This is a genomic window from Roseovarius gaetbuli, assembly GCF_900172365.1.
GTDB classification, from domain to species: Bacteria; Pseudomonadota; Alphaproteobacteria; order Rhodobacterales; family Rhodobacteraceae; genus Roseovarius; species Roseovarius gaetbuli.
Genome location: NZ_FWFJ01000008.1, coordinates 1 through 16,799 on the forward strand (window position 1 = coordinate 1; position 16,799 = coordinate 16,799).

19 protein-coding genes are annotated in these 16,799 nt (G+C 61.0%); 3 read left to right on the forward strand and 16 right to left on the reverse strand.

The features are described 5' to 3' along the window. A partial coding sequence (locus ROG8370_RS05690) for a GTP-binding protein (RefSeq protein ID WP_245827227.1) occupies window positions 1–127 on the reverse strand: 127 nt, incomplete at its 3' end. Between the two features lie 131 nt (window positions 128–258). Beyond that, window positions 259–921, reverse strand: a complete 663-nt coding sequence (locus tag ROG8370_RS05695; RefSeq protein ID WP_085826120.1) for a hypothetical protein — start codon at window positions 919–921, stop codon at window positions 259–261. 117 nt (window positions 922–1,038) lie between these two features. Between ROG8370_RS05695 and ROG8370_RS05700 the strand changes: the two genes are divergently transcribed. Beyond that, window positions 1,039–2,424, forward strand: coding sequence for a cytochrome P450 (locus ROG8370_RS05700; RefSeq protein WP_085826121.1), 1,386 nt, complete (start codon window positions 1,039–1,041; stop codon window positions 2,422–2,424). 50 nt (window positions 2,425–2,474) lie between these two features. On the opposite strand, the gene ROG8370_RS05705 is transcribed toward ROG8370_RS05700, so the two are convergent. After that, the gene (locus ROG8370_RS05705; protein WP_085826122.1) at window positions 2,475–3,350 is read right to left on the reverse strand and encodes a 3-hydroxybutyryl-CoA dehydrogenase; all 876 of its coding nucleotides are present in this window, start codon (window positions 3,348–3,350) and stop codon (window positions 2,475–2,477) included. 160 nt (window positions 3,351–3,510) lie between these two features. Between ROG8370_RS05705 and ROG8370_RS05710 the strand changes: the two genes are divergently transcribed. Next, complete coding sequence (locus ROG8370_RS05710; protein WP_085826233.1) at window positions 3,511–4,344, forward strand: DUF6473 family protein; 834 nt, start codon at window positions 3,511–3,513, stop codon at window positions 4,342–4,344. A gap of 70 nt (window positions 4,345–4,414) precedes the next feature. Here the strand turns inward: ROG8370_RS05710 and ROG8370_RS05715 are convergent, their stop codons facing one another. The 6 genes from ROG8370_RS05715 to ROG8370_RS05740 all read right to left on the reverse strand — a co-directional run bounded on the left by ROG8370_RS05715 (window position 4,415) and on the right by ROG8370_RS05740 (window position 8,673). After that, a complete protein-coding gene (locus tag ROG8370_RS05715) occupies window positions 4,415–5,341 on the reverse strand; it encodes an electron transfer flavoprotein subunit alpha/FixB family protein (protein WP_085826123.1) in 927 nt (308 codons plus the stop codon). Beyond that, on the reverse strand, window positions 5,341–6,099 hold the full coding sequence (locus ROG8370_RS05720; protein ID WP_085826124.1) for an electron transfer flavoprotein subunit beta/FixA family protein: 759 nt from the start codon (window positions 6,097–6,099) through the stop codon (window positions 5,341–5,343). The genes ROG8370_RS05715 and ROG8370_RS05720 overlap by 1 nt, the downstream gene beginning before the upstream one ends. A gap of 187 nt (window positions 6,100–6,286) precedes the next feature. Next, window positions 6,287–6,859 (reverse strand): cob(I)yrinic acid a,c-diamide adenosyltransferase, encoded by a 573-nt coding sequence (locus tag ROG8370_RS05725; RefSeq protein ID WP_085826125.1) that lies wholly within the window; start codon window positions 6,857–6,859, stop codon window positions 6,287–6,289. Between the two features lie 4 nt (window positions 6,860–6,863). Beyond that, window positions 6,864–7,070, reverse strand: a complete 207-nt coding sequence (locus ROG8370_RS05730) for a twin transmembrane helix small protein (protein ID WP_085826126.1) — start codon at window positions 7,068–7,070, stop codon at window positions 6,864–6,866. A gap of 120 nt (window positions 7,071–7,190) precedes the next feature. After that, window positions 7,191–8,018, reverse strand: a complete 828-nt coding sequence (locus ROG8370_RS05735) for an SDR family NAD(P)-dependent oxidoreductase (protein WP_085826127.1) — start codon at window positions 8,016–8,018, stop codon at window positions 7,191–7,193. Window positions 8,019–8,055: 37 nt separating this feature from the next. After that, on the reverse strand, window positions 8,056–8,673 hold the full coding sequence (locus tag ROG8370_RS05740) for an SH3 domain-containing protein (protein ID WP_085826128.1): 618 nt from the start codon (window positions 8,671–8,673) through the stop codon (window positions 8,056–8,058). Window positions 8,674–8,836: 163 nt separating this feature from the next. On the opposite strand from ROG8370_RS05740, the gene parC reads away from it, so the two are divergent. After that, window positions 8,837–11,143: a DNA topoisomerase IV subunit A gene (gene parC / locus ROG8370_RS05745; protein ID WP_085826129.1), complete on the forward strand. Its 2,307-nt coding sequence runs from the start codon at window positions 8,837–8,839 to the stop codon at window positions 11,141–11,143. 18 nt (window positions 11,144–11,161) lie between these two features. Here parC and ROG8370_RS05750 read toward each other — a convergent pair whose 3' ends face one another. Genes ROG8370_RS05750 through ROG8370_RS05780 form a run of 7 tightly spaced genes read right to left on the reverse strand, consistent with a single transcriptional unit; the run spans window position 11,162 to window position 16,583 of the window. After that, the gene (locus ROG8370_RS05750; protein ID WP_370738326.1) at window positions 11,162–12,040 is read right to left on the reverse strand and encodes a lysophospholipid acyltransferase family protein; all 879 of its coding nucleotides are present in this window, start codon (window positions 12,038–12,040) and stop codon (window positions 11,162–11,164) included. A 49-nt stretch (window positions 12,041–12,089) separates the two neighbouring features. After that, window positions 12,090–12,368, reverse strand: a complete 279-nt coding sequence (locus ROG8370_RS05755; protein ID WP_085826131.1) for an HPr family phosphocarrier protein — start codon at window positions 12,366–12,368, stop codon at window positions 12,090–12,092. Window positions 12,369–12,380: 12 nt separating this feature from the next. Further along, window positions 12,381–12,773, reverse strand: a complete 393-nt coding sequence (locus ROG8370_RS05760; RefSeq protein ID WP_085826132.1) for a PTS sugar transporter subunit IIA — start codon at window positions 12,771–12,773, stop codon at window positions 12,381–12,383. Window positions 12,774–12,780: 7 nt separating this feature from the next. Then, entirely contained in the window at window positions 12,781–13,674 is an 894-nt protein-coding gene (rapZ, locus tag ROG8370_RS05765) for an RNase adapter RapZ (RefSeq protein WP_085826234.1), read from the reverse strand. Window positions 13,675–13,727: 53 nt separating this feature from the next. Then, window positions 13,728–14,165: an HPr kinase/phosphorylase gene (locus ROG8370_RS05770; RefSeq protein ID WP_085826133.1), complete on the reverse strand. Its 438-nt coding sequence runs from the start codon at window positions 14,163–14,165 to the stop codon at window positions 13,728–13,730. Between the two features lie 4 nt (window positions 14,166–14,169). Then, the gene (locus tag ROG8370_RS05775; protein WP_085826134.1) at window positions 14,170–15,882 is read right to left on the reverse strand and encodes a sensor histidine kinase; all 1,713 of its coding nucleotides are present in this window, start codon (window positions 15,880–15,882) and stop codon (window positions 14,170–14,172) included. Next, window positions 15,882–16,583, reverse strand: coding sequence for a response regulator transcription factor (locus tag ROG8370_RS05780; RefSeq protein ID WP_085826135.1), 702 nt, complete (start codon window positions 16,581–16,583; stop codon window positions 15,882–15,884). Before ROG8370_RS05780 ends, ROG8370_RS05775 begins: the two co-directional genes overlap by 1 nt. Window positions 16,584–16,799: the final 216 nt, after the last annotated feature.

A 16,799-nucleotide genomic window follows, 5' to 3' on the forward strand; every position in this document is an offset into this window, starting at 1 on the left:
CATAGGCTTTGAAATCGCCGAAGTATTTCGTGATCGCAGCCGTCAACGTCGTCTTGCCGTGGTCAACGTGACCAATGGTGCCGATGTTTACGTGCGGTTTTGAGCGGTCAAACTTTGCCTTAGCCATATTTCAGGGCGCCTTGTCAGTTGGGGGGCCCATCGGCCCGGTTATCTACTCCGCGCGCCGTTTATTGGGTTGCGCGGGGAAAATCAAGCCCGACTTCGCCACCGAAGGCCCGGCCGGTCATCGCCTGAATGCTACTCGGCGGCAGCCAGTGATTTGCCGTCACTTGTCTCGGCTCCAGGCACCTCTTGCGCCGCGGCCGCGTCGGCCTCGGCAGGGGCAACCGGCGCGGGGCGGCTCTTGCCCTTGGCCGGCTTGCCGTCATCCTCAAACCAGCCTTTGTCGTTGTTCTGATTCTGAAGCCAGTTCTGAATCTGCTTGGCGGCATTCCGGCTCAGGTTGAGCATCTGCCTTTCCTTGCTCTGGGTCAGGCCCGAGCCAAGAAAGGTATTGCCGGAAATGCTTTCGACAACGGTCACCGTATGGGGCTTGGTGTTGAGCTTTTTGCCCGCCGCGTCATCCCAGGCCGTGACATTCAGGATCAGCGCGGATTTCGGCGAGGCCACGATCGGCACCCCCGGAATCGCCAGGACATAGCCCTCGACACTGACCCCGATATGGTAAAGCTTGCCGCCGTCATAGCGCCCGAAGCGATCCGACATCGCGGTGGTCATTGCCTCGATCCATTCCTCTTTGCTGGCCTCACGCGACGCGGGCCCCTTGGTCAGGTTCGGCGCGACCACCACGTTATGGCCAAGATGGAAATTCCCCAGATAGGCCGGCGCCTCATCCAGGTCATTGGCATTGGTGCAGGCGGTGATCAGAACAAGCCCCAGAAGGGCAAAAAGACGAGTCATCGGGCAATCCCCTGAAAATGGTGTTGCCGGTGGATACAGCAGCCGCCCGCCCTTCGCAATCATTTGCCCCAACGCCCCCCTGCCCCTATATCATGGGGACAAGCAGAAAGGTGCCCGATGCAACCCGCAGCCCCCTCGCCCGCGACCAACGGCCACGCTCACGCACCGCCTGTTAAGGTGCCGCTGGTGACCGAACCGATGAACATTTTCGCCAGCCTCAAGGCGGCGCGCGCTAATGTCTTGTCGATCATTCCCGCCATCGCCACCCGTCAGCCGATGGTATCGGGGCGCACCGGCAAACGCTGGCACATGGTGATGGACCCGGATGCGATCCGCAGCATGCTGTTGGAAAACCTTGAAAATTACCCAAAGTCGCTGGTCACCAAGAACCTGCTGCGCCCGGCCATCGGCGAATCGCTTTTCATCGCCGAGGGCGCGCATTGGCGCTGGCAGAGGCGCACGGCGGCGCCGGTGTTTTCGCATCGCAACGTGATGGCGCTCGCCCCGACCATGACGGCGGCCGCCGAGCGATCCTGTGCGCGCATCACCGAGGCCGGGCCGCGCGCGGTGGACATGGCCGCCGACATGGTGCGCACCACATTCGACATCATTGCCGATGTCACCTTTTCCGACGATGGCACCTTTGACGCTGATGTCGTGCATCGCGGGATCGACGCCTATATCTCGGATGCCGGCAAAATATCGCTGTTCGATATTCTCGGCCTGCCCGATTGGGTGCCGCGCCCGGGGCGGATCATGTCGGGGGGCAGTGTGTCGGCGATGAAGCGTGTCGCCGATGAGGCCGTCGAGGCGCGCCGCGCCCGTGGGCCAGAGGGCGTGCCCGACCTGCTCGACTTGTTGATCGCCGGCGAAGACCCCGAGACCAACCGCAAGATGGACACGGCCGAGCTGCGCGACAACCTGTTGACCTTTATCGTCGCGGGCCATGAAACCACCGCTTTGACGCTGGCCTGGTCGCTTTATCTTTGCGCCTATGATCAAGGCGTTCAGGACCGCGCCCGCGCCGAAGCGCAAAGCGTTTTGCAGGGTCGCGCCGCCACCGGCGAGGATGTGAGCAAGCTGCCTTATATCCGCCAGATCATCGACGAGGCCCTGCGGCTTTATCCGCCGGCCGGGATGATTTCACGCACCGCGCAGGTCGCCGATACCCTTTGTGGGCGCGAGGTGCGCCCCGGTGATACGGTGATCATCCCGATCTATGCGCTGCACCGCAATCACCTGCTCTGGGAGGACCCGGACAGCTTTCGCCCGGACCGTTTTGCCGATCGCAAGGCGGTGCCGCGCTATGCCTACCTGCCGTTCGGCGACGGGCCACGGATTTGCATCGGGGCAAGTTTTGCCCTGCAGGAGGCGGTGATCATTCTGGCGACGCTGTTGTCGCGCTTTCGGTTCACGCCGGTGGCCGGGCGCGACCCGGAGCCGGTGATGATCCTGACGCTGCGTCCCGAAGGCGGTGTCTGGCTTGAGGCCGAGCCGGTTTGACGCGCTCCGCGCGGGGAGTATTTATGGAACGATGAAAGCCAGCGGGGGCGCTAGCGTGTCGGCACCGGGGTTTCGCCGCGATAGTCATAAAAGCCGCGCCCGGTCTTGCGCCCAAGCCAGCCGGCCTCGACATATTTGGTGAGCAAGGGACAGGGCCGGTATTTGGTATCGGCGAGCCCGTCGTGCAGCACGTTCATGATCGCAAGGCAGGTGTCCAGACCGATGAAATCGGCCAGCTCCAGCGGGCCCATCGGATGGTTGGCGCCAAGCTTGAGCGACTCGTCGATGGATTTGACGTTTCCGACGCCTTCATAGAGCGTATAGACCGCCTCGTTGATCATCGGCATCAGGATGCGGTTGACGATAAAGGCCGGGAAATCCTCGGCCGAGGCGGCGGTTTTGCCAAGCTTTTCAACCACCGCAAGGCAGGAATCGTAGGTTTCGCGATCGGTGGCAATGCCGCGAATAAGCTCGACCAGTTGCATCACCGGGACCGGGTTCATGAAGTGGAAGCCCATGAATTTCTCGGGGCGGTCGGTGCGGCTTGCCAGCCGGGTGATCGAGATCGACGAGGTGTTCGAGGTCAGGATGGTATGGGGTTGAAGGTGGGGCAGCAACTCATCGAAAATCGCCTGCTTGACCGGCTCGCGTTCGGTCGCGGCCTCGATCACAAGATCGGTTGCCCCAAGATCGGTCAGCGTCTGGGTGGTGGTGATCCGGGCCATGGCCGCTTCCATGTCGTCCTGGCTGATCTTTTCGCGGCTGACCTGGCGCTCGAGGTTCTTGCGAACCAGTGCGACGGCGCTTTGCAAAGCCTCGCCGCTGATGTCGTTGAGCAGCACATCATAGCCCGCAAGCGCCATCACATGGGCGATGCCATTGCCCATCTGCCCCGCGCCAACCACGCCGATTTTCGCAATATCCATCTGCCTGCCCCTGCCGTTGTTCGCCCCTAGCATAGGCCCCGTCCGGGGCAGGCTGCAAGAGCCGGAAACCGCTAAAAACAGGGGTTAATTTTAGCTTTAGGGATTTCTCAACGGAAATGCGCGAATCCTGTTCCCGGGTGAGTTAAAAATGGGGGGCGTTATGGCCTTTGAACGGATGGGGCGGCAGCCCCTTGACTATATGCCTGTGCGCTATGGGACATCAAAACTGCTGTTTCGTGGGCCGCAACAGGTCTTGAGCGCCGAATACGTGGCCTGTCTTGGCGGCACGGAAACCTACGGCAAATTCATTGATCGGCCCTATCCCGATCTGCTGGAACGGCAATTGGGCATGGCCTGTGTCAACTTCGGCTGGGCCAATGCCGGGGTCGATGCGTTTTTAAAGGATGACGGGCTTATCGACCTGGCGCGGGATGCAGAGGCCGTGGTGCTTCAAATCCCCTGCGCAATGAACCTGACCAATCCGTTTTACCGGGTACATCCGCGCCGCAATGACCGGTTTTTACAGGCAACGGATCGCATGCGGCGGCTTTATCCCGAGGTGGATTTTACCGAATTCCACTTTACCCGCCACATGATGGCGCGGCTGAACCAGATTGCGCCGGAACGCTTTGCGGTGCTGCGCGAAGCGCTGCAAGACACCTGGGTCGAGCGCATGGAGCAGTTGTTGGAACGCATTGAGCGACCCGCTGTGTTGCTCTGGTTCTCTGGTCACAAACCCGGGCGTGGCGATGGCCCCGCCGATATCGCCAATGATCCGGCCTTTGTCAGCCGTGCCATGCTCAACAAGGTTGCCAAGCACGCCGCGCGTCTGGTTGAGGTGGTCATAAGTCGCGCCGCCCGCGAACAGGGCACGCGTGGCATGCGCTTTGCCGCGATGGAAGAAACCGTCGCCGCAGAGCTACCGGGTCTGCTGGCCCATGCCCAGGTCTCCAAGGCGCTTTTGCCGGTGCTGACCGAGGTTTTGACCGCCTAGGCGCAGACAGAAAAAAGGCCCGCGCACGACATTTGCGCGGGCCGTTCCAATTCAAACGGCGAGACCTCGATCAGAGCTTTTCAACAAGCTCCGGGACGGCAGTGAAGAGATCGGCGACAAGCCCGAAATCGGCAACCTGAAAGATCGGCGCCTCTTCGTCCTTGTTGATCGCAACGATGATCTTGCTGTCTTTCATGCCCGCCAGGTGCTGGATCGCGCCGGAGATGCCGACCGCGACATAGAGGTTCGGCGCGACGACCTTGCCGGTCTGACCAACCTGCCAATCGTTCGGCGCATAGCCCGAATCGACCGCGGCGCGGCTTGCGCCGACAGCGGCACCAAGCTTGTCCGCGAGGCTTTCGATCAGCGCGAAGTCGTCCTTGGAGCCGACACCACGACCGCCCGAAACCACGACACCCGCCGAGGTAAGCTCGGGGCGATCGGAGGCCGCGACCTTGTCCTCGACCCATTCCGAGAGGCCCGGATTGGCAGCCGCCGAAATGGTCTCGATCGGGGCAGCGCCCTGTTCGCCGGCGGCGTCAAAGGTCGATGTGCGAAACGAGATGACCTTCTTGGCATCGCGCGACTTCACGGTCTGGATGGCGTTACCGGCGTAAATCGGCCGCTCGAAGGTGTCGGCATCGACAACGCCAGAGGCATCCGAAATCACCATCACATCCAAAAGCGCCGCCACGCGCGGCAGCACGTTCTTGGCGTCGGTCGTGGCCGGGGCAACGATGTGGCTGTAATCGCCAGCAAGGCTGACGATAAGCGCCGCGGTGGGTTCCGCCAAACGGTGCCCAAGCGAGGCATCCTCGGCAACCAAAACCTTGGAAACGCCCGCGATTTTCGCCGCGCCTTCACCAGCAGCCGCAGCGGATGCACCGCAGCACAACACGGTGACATCGCCCAATTTCGCGGCCGCCGTCACGGCCTTGGCGGTGGCGTCGATCGACAGTTCACCATCGGTGACTTCTGCGAGAAGTAGAACAGACATTACACAGCCCCCGCTTCTTTGAGTTTGGCAACAAGCTCGTCCACCGAGCCGACGATGATCCCCGCCGCGCGGCTTTCGGGCTCTGACGTGCCGGTGATTTCAAGGCGCGGCGTGACATCGACGCCGTAATCGGCGGCGGTTTTCTCGTCCAGCGGCTTTTTCTTGGCCTTCATGATGTTGGGAAGGCTCGCATAGCGCGGCTCGTTGAGGCGCAGATCGACCGACACGATGGTCGGCATGGTGACCTTGATGGTCTGAAGACCGCCGTCAACTTCGCGGGTCACAACGGCGCTGTCACCGTCGATATCAAGCTTGGAGGCAAAGGTTGCCTGGCTCCAGCCCAGAAGCGCCGAGAGCATCTGGCCGGTGGCGTTCATGTCGTTATCGATCGCCTGCTTGCCGCAGAGCACGACGCCGGGCTGTTCCTCGTCGATCACCGCCTTGAGGATCTTGGCCACGGCCAAAGGCTCGATATCGGTGTGAACGTCATCCGCCGCAATCACCAGAATGGCGCGATCCGCGCCCATCGCCAGGGCGGTGCGCAGCGTTTCCTGGGCCTGCTTGACACCGATCGAAACGGCGATCACCTCATCGGCCTTGCCGGCCTCTTTCAGGCGGATGGCCTCTTCAACGGCGATCTCGTCAAACGGGTTCATCGACATTTTGACATTGGCTAGATCGACACCGCTGCCGTCCGCCTTGACGCGGACCTTAACGTTATAATCGATCACGCGTTTGACAGGTACGAGCACCTTCATTGGCATGGTCTCCCTCAGAATGATGAAGAGCCGACGACTCTTCGGTAAAGCTATCTTGCGCGTTGATACCGAGTCTGGCGCAGGTGAAACAGGGCAAAATCGTCACGTTAGCGTCTCGCGACGTCGCGTTTCCGGTTTTGAGCGCAAGAATCTTGCGAGAGTGTTTCAGAGCGCTGCCTTGGCGTGTTTATCGGTTCGCGCCCGGAATCCACAAAACATCGTCTTTGCCGCCGTCATTGGCCATGCGCGAGGCGACAAAGAACCAGTCGCTCAGGCGGTTGAGGTATTTCACCGCCGCCTCATTCACCTGTTCGATTGTGGCCAATTCCACCGTCAGACGCTCGGCCCGGCGCGACACGGTGCGACAGAGATGCAAATGCGCCGCAAGCGCCGATCCGCCCGGCAGAATGAAGCTGCGCAGCGGTTCAAGATGCTTGTTCATCGCGTCGATTTCGGCCTCAAGCCGGTCCACCTGGCTCGCCGCCATGCGCAGCGGCGGGTATTCTGATTCTGCGTCCTTTTCCATATCCGGGCGGCACAGATCGGCGCCGAGATCGAAAAGGTCGTTCTGAATGCGCGCAAGCGCCTCATCGGTCTCGCCCTCGGCGGCAAGCCGGGCAAGGCCCACGGTCGCGTTGACCTCATCCACAGTGCCATAGGCGGTGACGCGCGCCGAATGCTTGGCCACCCGCGAGCCATTGCCAAGCGCGGTTTCCCCGGCATCGCCGGTGCGCGTGTAAATTTTATTCAATACGACCATTAGGTTAGCCCCCCTGCCTGCGGAAATAGACGAAAATCAGGATAAGTACGATGGCAACGGCCTGCGCGATAAGGCGCCATTGCATGAATTTATTCGACCGTTTGGCGTTCTCGACCCCCTCTTTGCCAAAGGTGCTTATACCGCGGATCAGGATCACCGCGACGGCAATACAGGCAACAGCCACGAGGATAAAAAGCGGGTCTTGCAGCATGAGATCGTCCTTTCCGAGTCGGCCCTAAGGGCCACATGTAGGCGGGCCGGGGCAAAAAGCGAAAGGGAAAACATGACGCAGCCCCAATGCGCGACCGGCACGCAAGAGCCGGACAAGCCCCTAGCCCTTGCTTGTGACCCAATCAAGCGTCCGCGCGGACAGGATGCGACGCAGCGTGCCCATCAAATACGTCGGGGTGGTCACATAATAGCGCGGCTTCGGGCGCCGGGCCTCAAGCGCACGCACAAGCACCTTGGTCACCGCCGAGGCGGGCCATTGCGGCCCCTTGCTGCTGCCCTTGTAAAGCTGGTCCAGAAGGGTGGCGCGATATTCCTCGACCCTCGCGGAATTCTCCCAATCCACCCATTTCTCGAATTGCTTGATCGCATTGGCGCGAAACGGCGTGTCGATCGGGCCGGGATCAATGATCGAGACATGAATGCCCGTCCCCTGAAGCTCCATGCGCATCGCATCGCTCATCCCCTCAAGGGCAAACTTGGTCGCCACATAGGCCCCGCGCCATTTCATCGCCACAAGCCCCAGAACCGACGAGCATTGCACAATCCGCCCCGCCCCTTGGGCGCGCATCACCGGGATCACCCGACGTGTCAGATCATGCCAGCCGATGAAATTGGCCTGAAAGATCGCGCGCATCGCCGCAGTCGGGATATCCTCAACCGGTCCGGCAATCGCATAGGCACCGTTGTTGAACAGCGCATCAAGCCGCCCGCCGGTCGCCTCAAGCACCTCTGCAAGGCCCGCCTCGATGCTCGCCTCGTCCTCATAGTCGATCCTCGGGCTGTCGAATCCCTCATCGCGCAGGCGTGCGCAATCGGCCTCTTTGCGGCAAGAGGCAAACACCCGCCAGCCAAGCGCCCGAAGCGCGTGGGCCGCGTCATATCCGATGCCCGTCGAGCAGCCAGTGATCAAAATGGTTTTTTCAGTCATGGCGCCGTTCTGACCTGCGCCGCCAGTCGATGCAAGCCTAGTTTGCCGCCGTCAAAAGCCGATCCGCCATCCAGCCGATCCGCCCGGTCTCCGGCACCTTGAGCTTGATCCAGCCATCGCCGGAATCGCGCAACACGATCACCTCGGTGCCGCGTGTCAACTGTCCGACCCGGCCATAATTGGTGCCGGGGCCAGTGCGCATGTTCACCTTGGTTCCGGCCACTTCGCGGATATCGCGGCTTTGCGCCAGGCTGTCCTGCGCGGTCTCGACCTGCTCTGCAGCAGCGTCAAGCTCGGGGGTTTCCGGCACTGCGGCAGGCGCGGCCTTGACCGTCGGCACGTTGATCACGGCGGCGACCTGCGCCGTCGGCATGGCCTCGGCAGAGGCCAGCGTGACGGCGACGCGTTTGCCGACCGTCAGGCCAAGATCACTCAATGAGGTGATGGTTCGCGTCACGGATGTATCGGGCGCAACGGCACCATCTTGCGCCAGCTCGATCACATTGACGCGCAACGGGCGCGGCTTGGGCCGCTGATTGTCAAGAACCGCGCGCGCCTGAATAGAATTGGCGCTCGGGCGGTAATCACTCCCGCCGCTCAGCACGTAAAAAGACCAGCCGAGAAAAGCAAAACTCACAACAATTAGGCGCCACATCGCGCATCCCCCACATAACCCACAAAATTTATCTAAATGCTTGGCAGCTACGGATCATAATATACGATTCGCGCCTGCCGTTCAGGGGGAAATCCGAAAACTTTCGCGCGCTGTGGTTTCTATGTGCTTTACGCGGATTTGCACGGCGGTTATCACCGCATCTATGAGTGATTTAGTCGATGACCCCAAGATGCTGCCCGAGGCCGTGCCAGAGACGCTGCGCCGCGCAATTGGCGAGCGCTATCTGACCTATGCGCTCTCGACGATCATGCACCGCGCCCTTCCCGACGCGCGCGACGGTCTCAAGCCGGTGCACCGGCGCATCCTTTTCGCGATGCGCGAGCTTCGGCTAAGCTCGACCGGGGGCTTTCGCAAATCCGCCAAGATCAGCGGCGACGTGATGGGCAACTATCACCCGCATGGCGACGCCGCGATCTATGATGCCATGGCCCGCCTCGCCCAGGATTTCGCGGTGCGCTATCCGCTGGTCGATGGTCAGGGCAATTTCGGCAATATCGACGGCGATAACCCCGCCGCCAGCCGCTATACCGAGGCCCGGATGACCGCCGTCGCCGAGGCGCTTCTGGACGGGCTGAACGAAAACGCGGTTGATTTTCGCGACAATTACGACGGCACCCTGGCCGAGCCGGTCGTGCTTCCGGCGAGTTTCCCGAACCTTCTGGCCAATGGCTCAAGCGGGATCGCGGTGGGCATGGCCACCAACATCCCGCCCCATAACATCGCCGAGCTGGTCGATGCCTGCCTGCATCTGATCAAGACGCCGGATGCGCGCGACGACACGCTTCTCAACTATATCCCCGGCCCCGATTTCCCCACCGGCGGGGTGATTGTCGAGCCGCCGGAAAACATCGCTCAGGCCTATCGCACCGGGCGCGGCTCGTTCCGGCTGCGCTGTAAATACGAGGTCGAGGATCTTGGCCGCGGCCAATGGCAGATCGTGGTTACCGAGATCCCCTATCAGGTCCAGAAATCCAAGCTGATCGAAAAGATCGCCGAGCTGATCCAGACCCGCAAGGTGCCGATCCTCGCCGATGTGCGCGACGAAAGCGCCGATGATATCCGCCTTGTGCTTGAACCGCGCTCCAAGAATGTCGAGCCCGAGGTTCTGATGGGGATGATGTATCGCAACTCTGATCTAGAGCTGCGGTTTTCGCTCAACATGAACGTGCTGATCGACGGGGTCACGCCCAAGGTCTGTAGCCTCAAGGAGGTGCTGCGCGCCTTCCTCGATTTCCGCCAAGAGGTTCTGATCCGGCGGTCGCATCACCGGATGGAAAAGATCGACCACCGGCTTGAGGTGCTTGAAGGGCTGATCGTCGCCTTTCTCAATCTCGACCGGGTGATCGACATCATCCGCTATGACGATGATCCCAAGGCCGCCCTCAAGCGCGAGGATTGGGGCCGGACGTTCGTGCGCGCCACGTCCGAGGCCGATTATGTCTCGCCTCCCATGGGCGGCGAAGACGGGCTCACTGAAATTCAGACCGAAGCGATCCTCAACATGCGCCTGCGCAGCCTGCGTCGGCTCGAAGAGATGGAACTCAAGCGCGAGCGTGACGCGCTGATGGCCGAGCGCGCCGGGCTTGAAGACCTGCTTGACGACGCGGCCCTGCAATGGGCGGCGATTTCAGACCAGCTTCGCGAGGCCAAGAAAACCTTTGGCAAGGATCACGTCTGGGGCGCGCGCCGCACCCGCTTTGCCGAGGTCGGCGAAGTCGAAGAGGTGCCGCTTGAGGCGATGATCGACCGCGAGCCGATCACCGTGGTCTGTAGCGAAATGGGCTGGATCCGCGCGCTGACCGGCCATATCGACCTCAACCGCGAGCTCAAGTTCAAGGATGGCGACGCGCCGCGTTTCATGTTCCACGCCGAAACCACCGACCGGCTTTTGGTGTTCGGCTCGAACGGGCGGTTTTACACGCTGAGCGCCTCTAACCTGCCCGGCGGGCGCGGCATGGGCGAACCGCTTCGCCTGATCGTCGACCTGCCCAACGAGGCGGCGATTGTCGATCTGTTCATCCATAAACCGGGGCGCAAGATGCTTGTCGCGTCAAGCGCCGGCGATGGGTTTATCGTGCCCGAAGACGATGTCCTGGCCCAGACCCGCAGCGGCAAACAGGTGCTCAACGTGCGCGGCGATATCCGCGCGCAGGTCTGTCATCCCGTGACAGGTGATCACGTGGCCTGTGTTGGCGAAAACCGCAAGGTGCTGGTCTTTGCGCTTGATGAATTGCCCGAACTTGGCCGCGGCAAGGGCGTGCGCTTGCAGAAATACAAGGATGGCGGGCTTAGCGATGCCACCACCTTTACGCTGGCCGATGGGCTAAGCTGGCTTGATCCGGCCGGGCGCACCCGCACCGAAACCGATCTGACCGAATGGATGGGCAAGCGCGCCGGGTCTGGCCGCATGGCGCCGCGTGGCTTTCCGCGCGACAACCGCTTTACCTAAATCGAACGGGGCGCGGGTTTAGTCGCCCAGCGACAGGGTATGCTCGCGCAGCCATTCCATGAAACCGCGCGGATCGCTTTCAAGCATCTTCATGCGCTCATCGCTGATCGGGGCGCCGACAACCGGCTTTTGCGGCCGGTTACAGCTATGCACCACCTCATGCAGCAACAGCCCCTGGCGCAGGGTTGACGAAATCTGGTTCGCCATCTGATACCAGCGCGAGTTCGAGCCGGGAAAGAAGATCGGCACCACGGTCGCCCCCGACCGGCGGATCATCTGCGCGGTGAAAACGTTCCATTCCCGCTCGACGGCAGGGCCGAACATCGTGTCGCTAGAGGCCACGACGCCCGAAGGAAAGACGCTGATCAGCCCGCCCTCTTTCAGGTGGGCCATGGAATTGGCACGCATCTCGACCGATTTGCGCTGTGCGTCGGGTTCATGCGGGAAGGGCACCGAGATCATGTAAGAGGCCGCAACCTCGTCAATCCCGGTCAAGAGCGCGCGCGTCAGGATCTTGTAATCGCTGCGCCGCCGCCCGATCAGATCGGCCAGGATCATCCCGTCGACAAGACCATGCGGATGGTTTGCCACCACCACGACCGGCCCCTCAAGCGGGATATGCGCAATCTCTTCATCGGGGGTCAAAAGCGGGATGCCCATGGTATCCAGCGCCGCGCGCCAGAATGCCTGGCCGGTGGGCGCACCGCGCTTTTCGAATTTGCGGATCATGCCGACAATCGCCAGCTTGCCCGTCACCCACTCCATCGTGCGGATGATGGCAGAGGTCACCTTGCTGTCAAAACTATTGGCATAGGTCAGACTACGACGGTCATATTTGGTGAATAGGACCGTTTCGCCGGACTGATCGCCGGGCTCGTTCTGCGCCTTGATGCTCAAATGCTCCGTCCCTGTTTCGCTTCTGTCACCGGCATGGGTGTCCGCGCCGTCACATATCCTCGCCAAAGCGGTCTGCCACCAGTGCCGCCACCGCATCCGCAAGCGGCTCGGCATCCGGGCCCGCGATTTCGACGTCAATAGTGCTTCCTTTGGCTGCTGCCAACATCAAAAGCCCCATGATGCTATCGCCAGAGGCGGATTGACCGTTGTTCGAGACCTCTGCAACCGCATCAAACCCTTCAACCACCTCAACCAGCTTGGCCGCCGCGCGGGCATGAAGCCCCTTCTCGTTCACGATCTTAAGCTGCCGGGTTACCTTGTCTGTCATAATATTACTTTCTCAGTCAGCCGACACATTGTGGCTATCTATATACTTGCGCCCCGCTTCAAGCGCCGCGCGCACCGCGTCGGGTACACTCATCTGACGGCTTTTGGCCAGCTTGATCAACATTGGAAGATTGGCCCCGTAAAGAATACGGCGATTGTCCGGCTGGCACGCCCGAAGCGACAAATTCGACGGCGAGCCGCCAAAGATGTCGGTCACGATGACCACCCCGTCACCGCTATCGACCGCATCCGCCGCCGCACAGATTTCATCCTGTTTCAGCGCGCGGTCATGATCCCCCTCGATCATGATGGCCACAATACCGGTTTGGGCGCCCACCACGTGTTCGACCGCCTTGAGATATTCACGGGCAAGCCCGCCATGTGCCACGATCACGATGCCGATCAAGACAGCCCTACTCCTTCGATTGCCCGCCGGACTCGCCGGGAAGACCGCGACGTTCAAGCTCGCGATGCCTTATTGACACTTGCCAGCCGTCCTCTGCAAGGCTTTGCGCAAAAGTTTCTGCCATGCACACGCTTCGATGCTGTCCGCCGGTACAGCCAAACCCGATCGACAGATAGGCCTTGCCCTCGGCCTCATAGGCCGGAAGCAAGAGGTGCACCAGATCCCCTGTCCGGGCGCAAAACGCTTCAAACCGCTCGTCCTTGCGCACATATTCGGCCACCTTGTTCGAGCGGCCGTCAAGCCCGCGCAAGGTCGGCTCCCAATACGGGTTTTGCAAAAACCGGCAGTCAAGCACCATGTCAAGACCGCGCGGCAGGCCGCGTTTATAGGAAAACGAATGCACCGAAACCGCAAGCCGCGCCGCGCCCTTCGGGGCAAACCAGCGTTCAAGGTCGGCGCGCAGATCATGCGGTGACATCTCGGATGTATCGATCAGAATATCCGCCCGCGCCCGCACCGGCCCCAACAGGTCGAACTCGCGCGCGATTCCCATTCCGGGGCTCTCGGCTGGCGCAAGCGGATGGCGGCGCCGGGTCTCTGAAAACCTCCGGAACAGAACATCCGCGCTGCAATCAAGGTAGAGCACCCGCAAGGGCACGCCCGCGCGCCAGTCGCTTCGGTCAATCACCTCGATCAGGGCCGCCGTCGAGAAATCGCGATTGCGCACATCGACTCCAAGCGCCATCGGCTTTTCGGGCGCGCGCCCGTCAAGCAAGCGTGGCAAAAGCGACAGCGGCAGGTTATCAATCGCCTCATATCCCATATCTTCCAGCACACGGATCGCCGTCGTGCGCCCCGCGCCCGACGGGCCGGTGACCAGCACAAGCCGGTTGGCCGACATATCGGGAGTCGCAAGATCGGGCTCAATTGCGCCGCCGGGCATTCGCGTCTCCTTCAGGCCAAGTTACCGTGTTTCAGATAGAGAAGTAGTGCTGCGGGAAAGTGAGGAAAAGCGGATTTTCGCACAATGGGAATATCCAGACCCAAAATCACCTCCTGCCGCAGGGGCGGCAGTCGCTCGGCCTCATCGTGGTCCATGTCAACGATCACCGCCAGCGGCTGCGCCGTGACCGACGGCAGATGCAAGATACCCATGCCACGCGCCTCGATCTGGCCGACTATGGTTTCTGGTGAGGCGGCCAGAACCTGCGCGCCCTCGCGCCAAAGGCGGGTTTGGTCATCCGCGACAAGATCTGCGCCAAGCGCCAGAAGCTGCAGCGCAAGCCCGGATTTACCCCGTCCCGCCGCCCCCCGGATAAGGACCGCGCGGCCTGAATGGACCACGCAGGTGGCATGCACGATGATCTCGGAGGGGTCTGTCGTGTCGCTCACCGGATCAGACCGGCAAACCCACGACGAAACGTGCGCCAAGCGGCTCGGATGTGGCATCGGCATGGGTCGGGCGGATATTCTCGGCCCAGATCACACCATCATGCGCCTCGACGATCTGCTTGGAAATCGCAAGGCCGAGGCCGGAATTATTGCCGAAATCACCCTCGGGGCGTTCCGAATAGAACCTCTGAAACACCTTCTCAAGCGCCTGATCGGGGATGCCGGGGCCGGTGTCTTCAACCACCACAAGCACCCGGTTGGCCCGGCGCCGCGCCCAAAGCCGGATCGCATCGCCCTCTTCACAAAAGCTGATCGCGTTGGTGATCAGGTTGACAAAGACCTGTGCCAGACGCGCCTCAAGCCCGGTGATGACGATTGGCTGATTTGGGAAATCCGCTATGAACTCGATGCCCTTCTTGTCGGCCTCTTCGCCAAGATACTGGCCAAGATTTCGCAGCATATGCAGCAGATCGAAGGATTCCTGCTCTTCTTTCACCAGTTCGCTATCAAGCCGCGAGGCGTTGGAAATGTCGCTGACAAGGCGGTCAAGGCGGCGCACGTCATGTTCGATCACCTCCAAAAGGCGCTCGCGCTGATCGTCACGCTTGGCGATCCGCATCGTGCCCACGGCCGAGCGCAGGCTGGCCAGCGGGTTCTTGATCTCATGCGCCACATCGGCTGCGAATTGCTCGTTCCCGTCAATCCGGTGATAGAGCGCAGACACCATGCCGCGCAAAGCCCCGGACAGCCGCCCGATTTCATCCGGGCGGGCGGTCAGATCGGGGATGCGAATGCGCCCTTTGGGGCCATTGCCGCGGTTACGTTCGCGCCCGATTTCCGCCGCCATCGCCAGGTCGGCAAGCGGATTGGAAATGGTAGAGGCAAGGATAAGGCTAAGCCCGACCGACACCAGCGTCGCGATCAGGAACATCTGCAGCACGCGCTCGCGCTCGGCGCGCGCCAGTTTGTCAATCTCTCCGGTGGCATTGGCAAGCGCCACAACCGCAACCGGCTCCCCCAACTGCATCACGGGGGCCGCAACCGACAAGACCGTGCCAAGCACCGTCTCACCAGTTTGCACCTGCACGCCGCCATTCACCGCCAGATCGACCATGTCGCGCGCCAAATCTTCAACCGAGCGCTGACGACCGTCGCGCTCTGCGCCGGAAAACGGCGCCGAAAGACGATCCCAGACCCGGCTCAGAAAGTCGGTCATCGGCGTCGCGGGCAGATCGCGCGCCGCCCCGAGCCGCGCCGATGTACCAACCTTGTGACCCGCCAAAACGCCCGTGCGGTCAAAAATGTACACCTCGGTACCCGCATGAATGCTGAGCCGCGACAGCGTGTCTTCGATATCAAGACCGTCACCGCTCATCAGGCTCACAGGCGCACCGGCAGGCAGGCGCGCCTCGACCACATCGGCGATAAGGGCGGTCTGCCCGATCAGGCTATCGGCGCGTTGCAGCGCCAGATTGTCATGCGAAGAATTGAGATAGAGAATCCCGACCACCAGCACATTGAGGGCGATCAGGTTGAATGTGATAATCTTGCGCGTCAGCGAAGATTCACGAAACGAGAACCACCCCCGCTGCGCACGGCGCGCAGTGAGTTCGGTTTCGTCCACCCGATCGGGTGCAACGAAATCATCCCCAAGGACAACGTCGTTATCCTGACGCCGCGCCATATTGCGCATCTCTATCCCTTCGGCGAGAGCCATTATTCTTCGTTGTACCTGTACCCGATACCATAAAGCGTTTCGATCGCAGAGAATTCAGGATCGGCCATCCGCAATTTCTTGCGCAGACGCTTGATGTGGCTGTCGATGGTGCGGTCATCCACGTAGACCTGATCGTCATAGGCCACATCCATCAGCTGATCGCGGCTTTTGACAAAACCGGGGCGCTGCGCGAGCGCCTGCAACAGCAAGAATTCGGTCACGGTCAGCGACACGTCCTGGCCTTTCCAGCTGACCGAGTGGCGCAGCGGATCCATCCGCAGCTCGCCACGCTCGATCACCTTGGTTTCTTCGGTATCGGCAACCACGTCGCCATTGTTGGCATCCTGACGACGCAACAGCGCGCGAATGCGCTCGACCAAAAGACGCTGCGAGAACGGCTTTTTGACATAATCGTCCGCCCCCATGCGCAGTCCGAGCACCTCGTCGATTTCATCGTCTTTCGAGGTGAGAAAGATCACCGGCATCTGCGATTTCTGGCGCAGACGCTGCAACAGGTCCATGCCATCCATGCGCGGCATCTTGATGTCCAGCACCGCCATATCCGGCAATTTCTTGCTGAAGGCATCAAACGCCTGCTGGCCATCGTTATAGGTTTCAACCTCAAAGCCTTCGGCCTCGAGCGTCATTGATACGGATGTCAGAATATTCCTGTCATCGTCCACAAGGGCGATTTTCGACATAGATTTGTTCCTTATACTGCTCAGATTACCTGCTTTTTTCGGCTACTATGCTCTGGTTTGGCGCATCCAATCAATCCAAATCTGCGAATCAGCCCCTAAGCGACGCCCCATTGACGCAAATAAATCTTAGGAATGGCTAAATTGACTCACTTTTCCCGCTCACCGCGATTACCGTTTTCGCTAACAGCCGCTTGGTTGCGCTAACTTGCGCTTGGT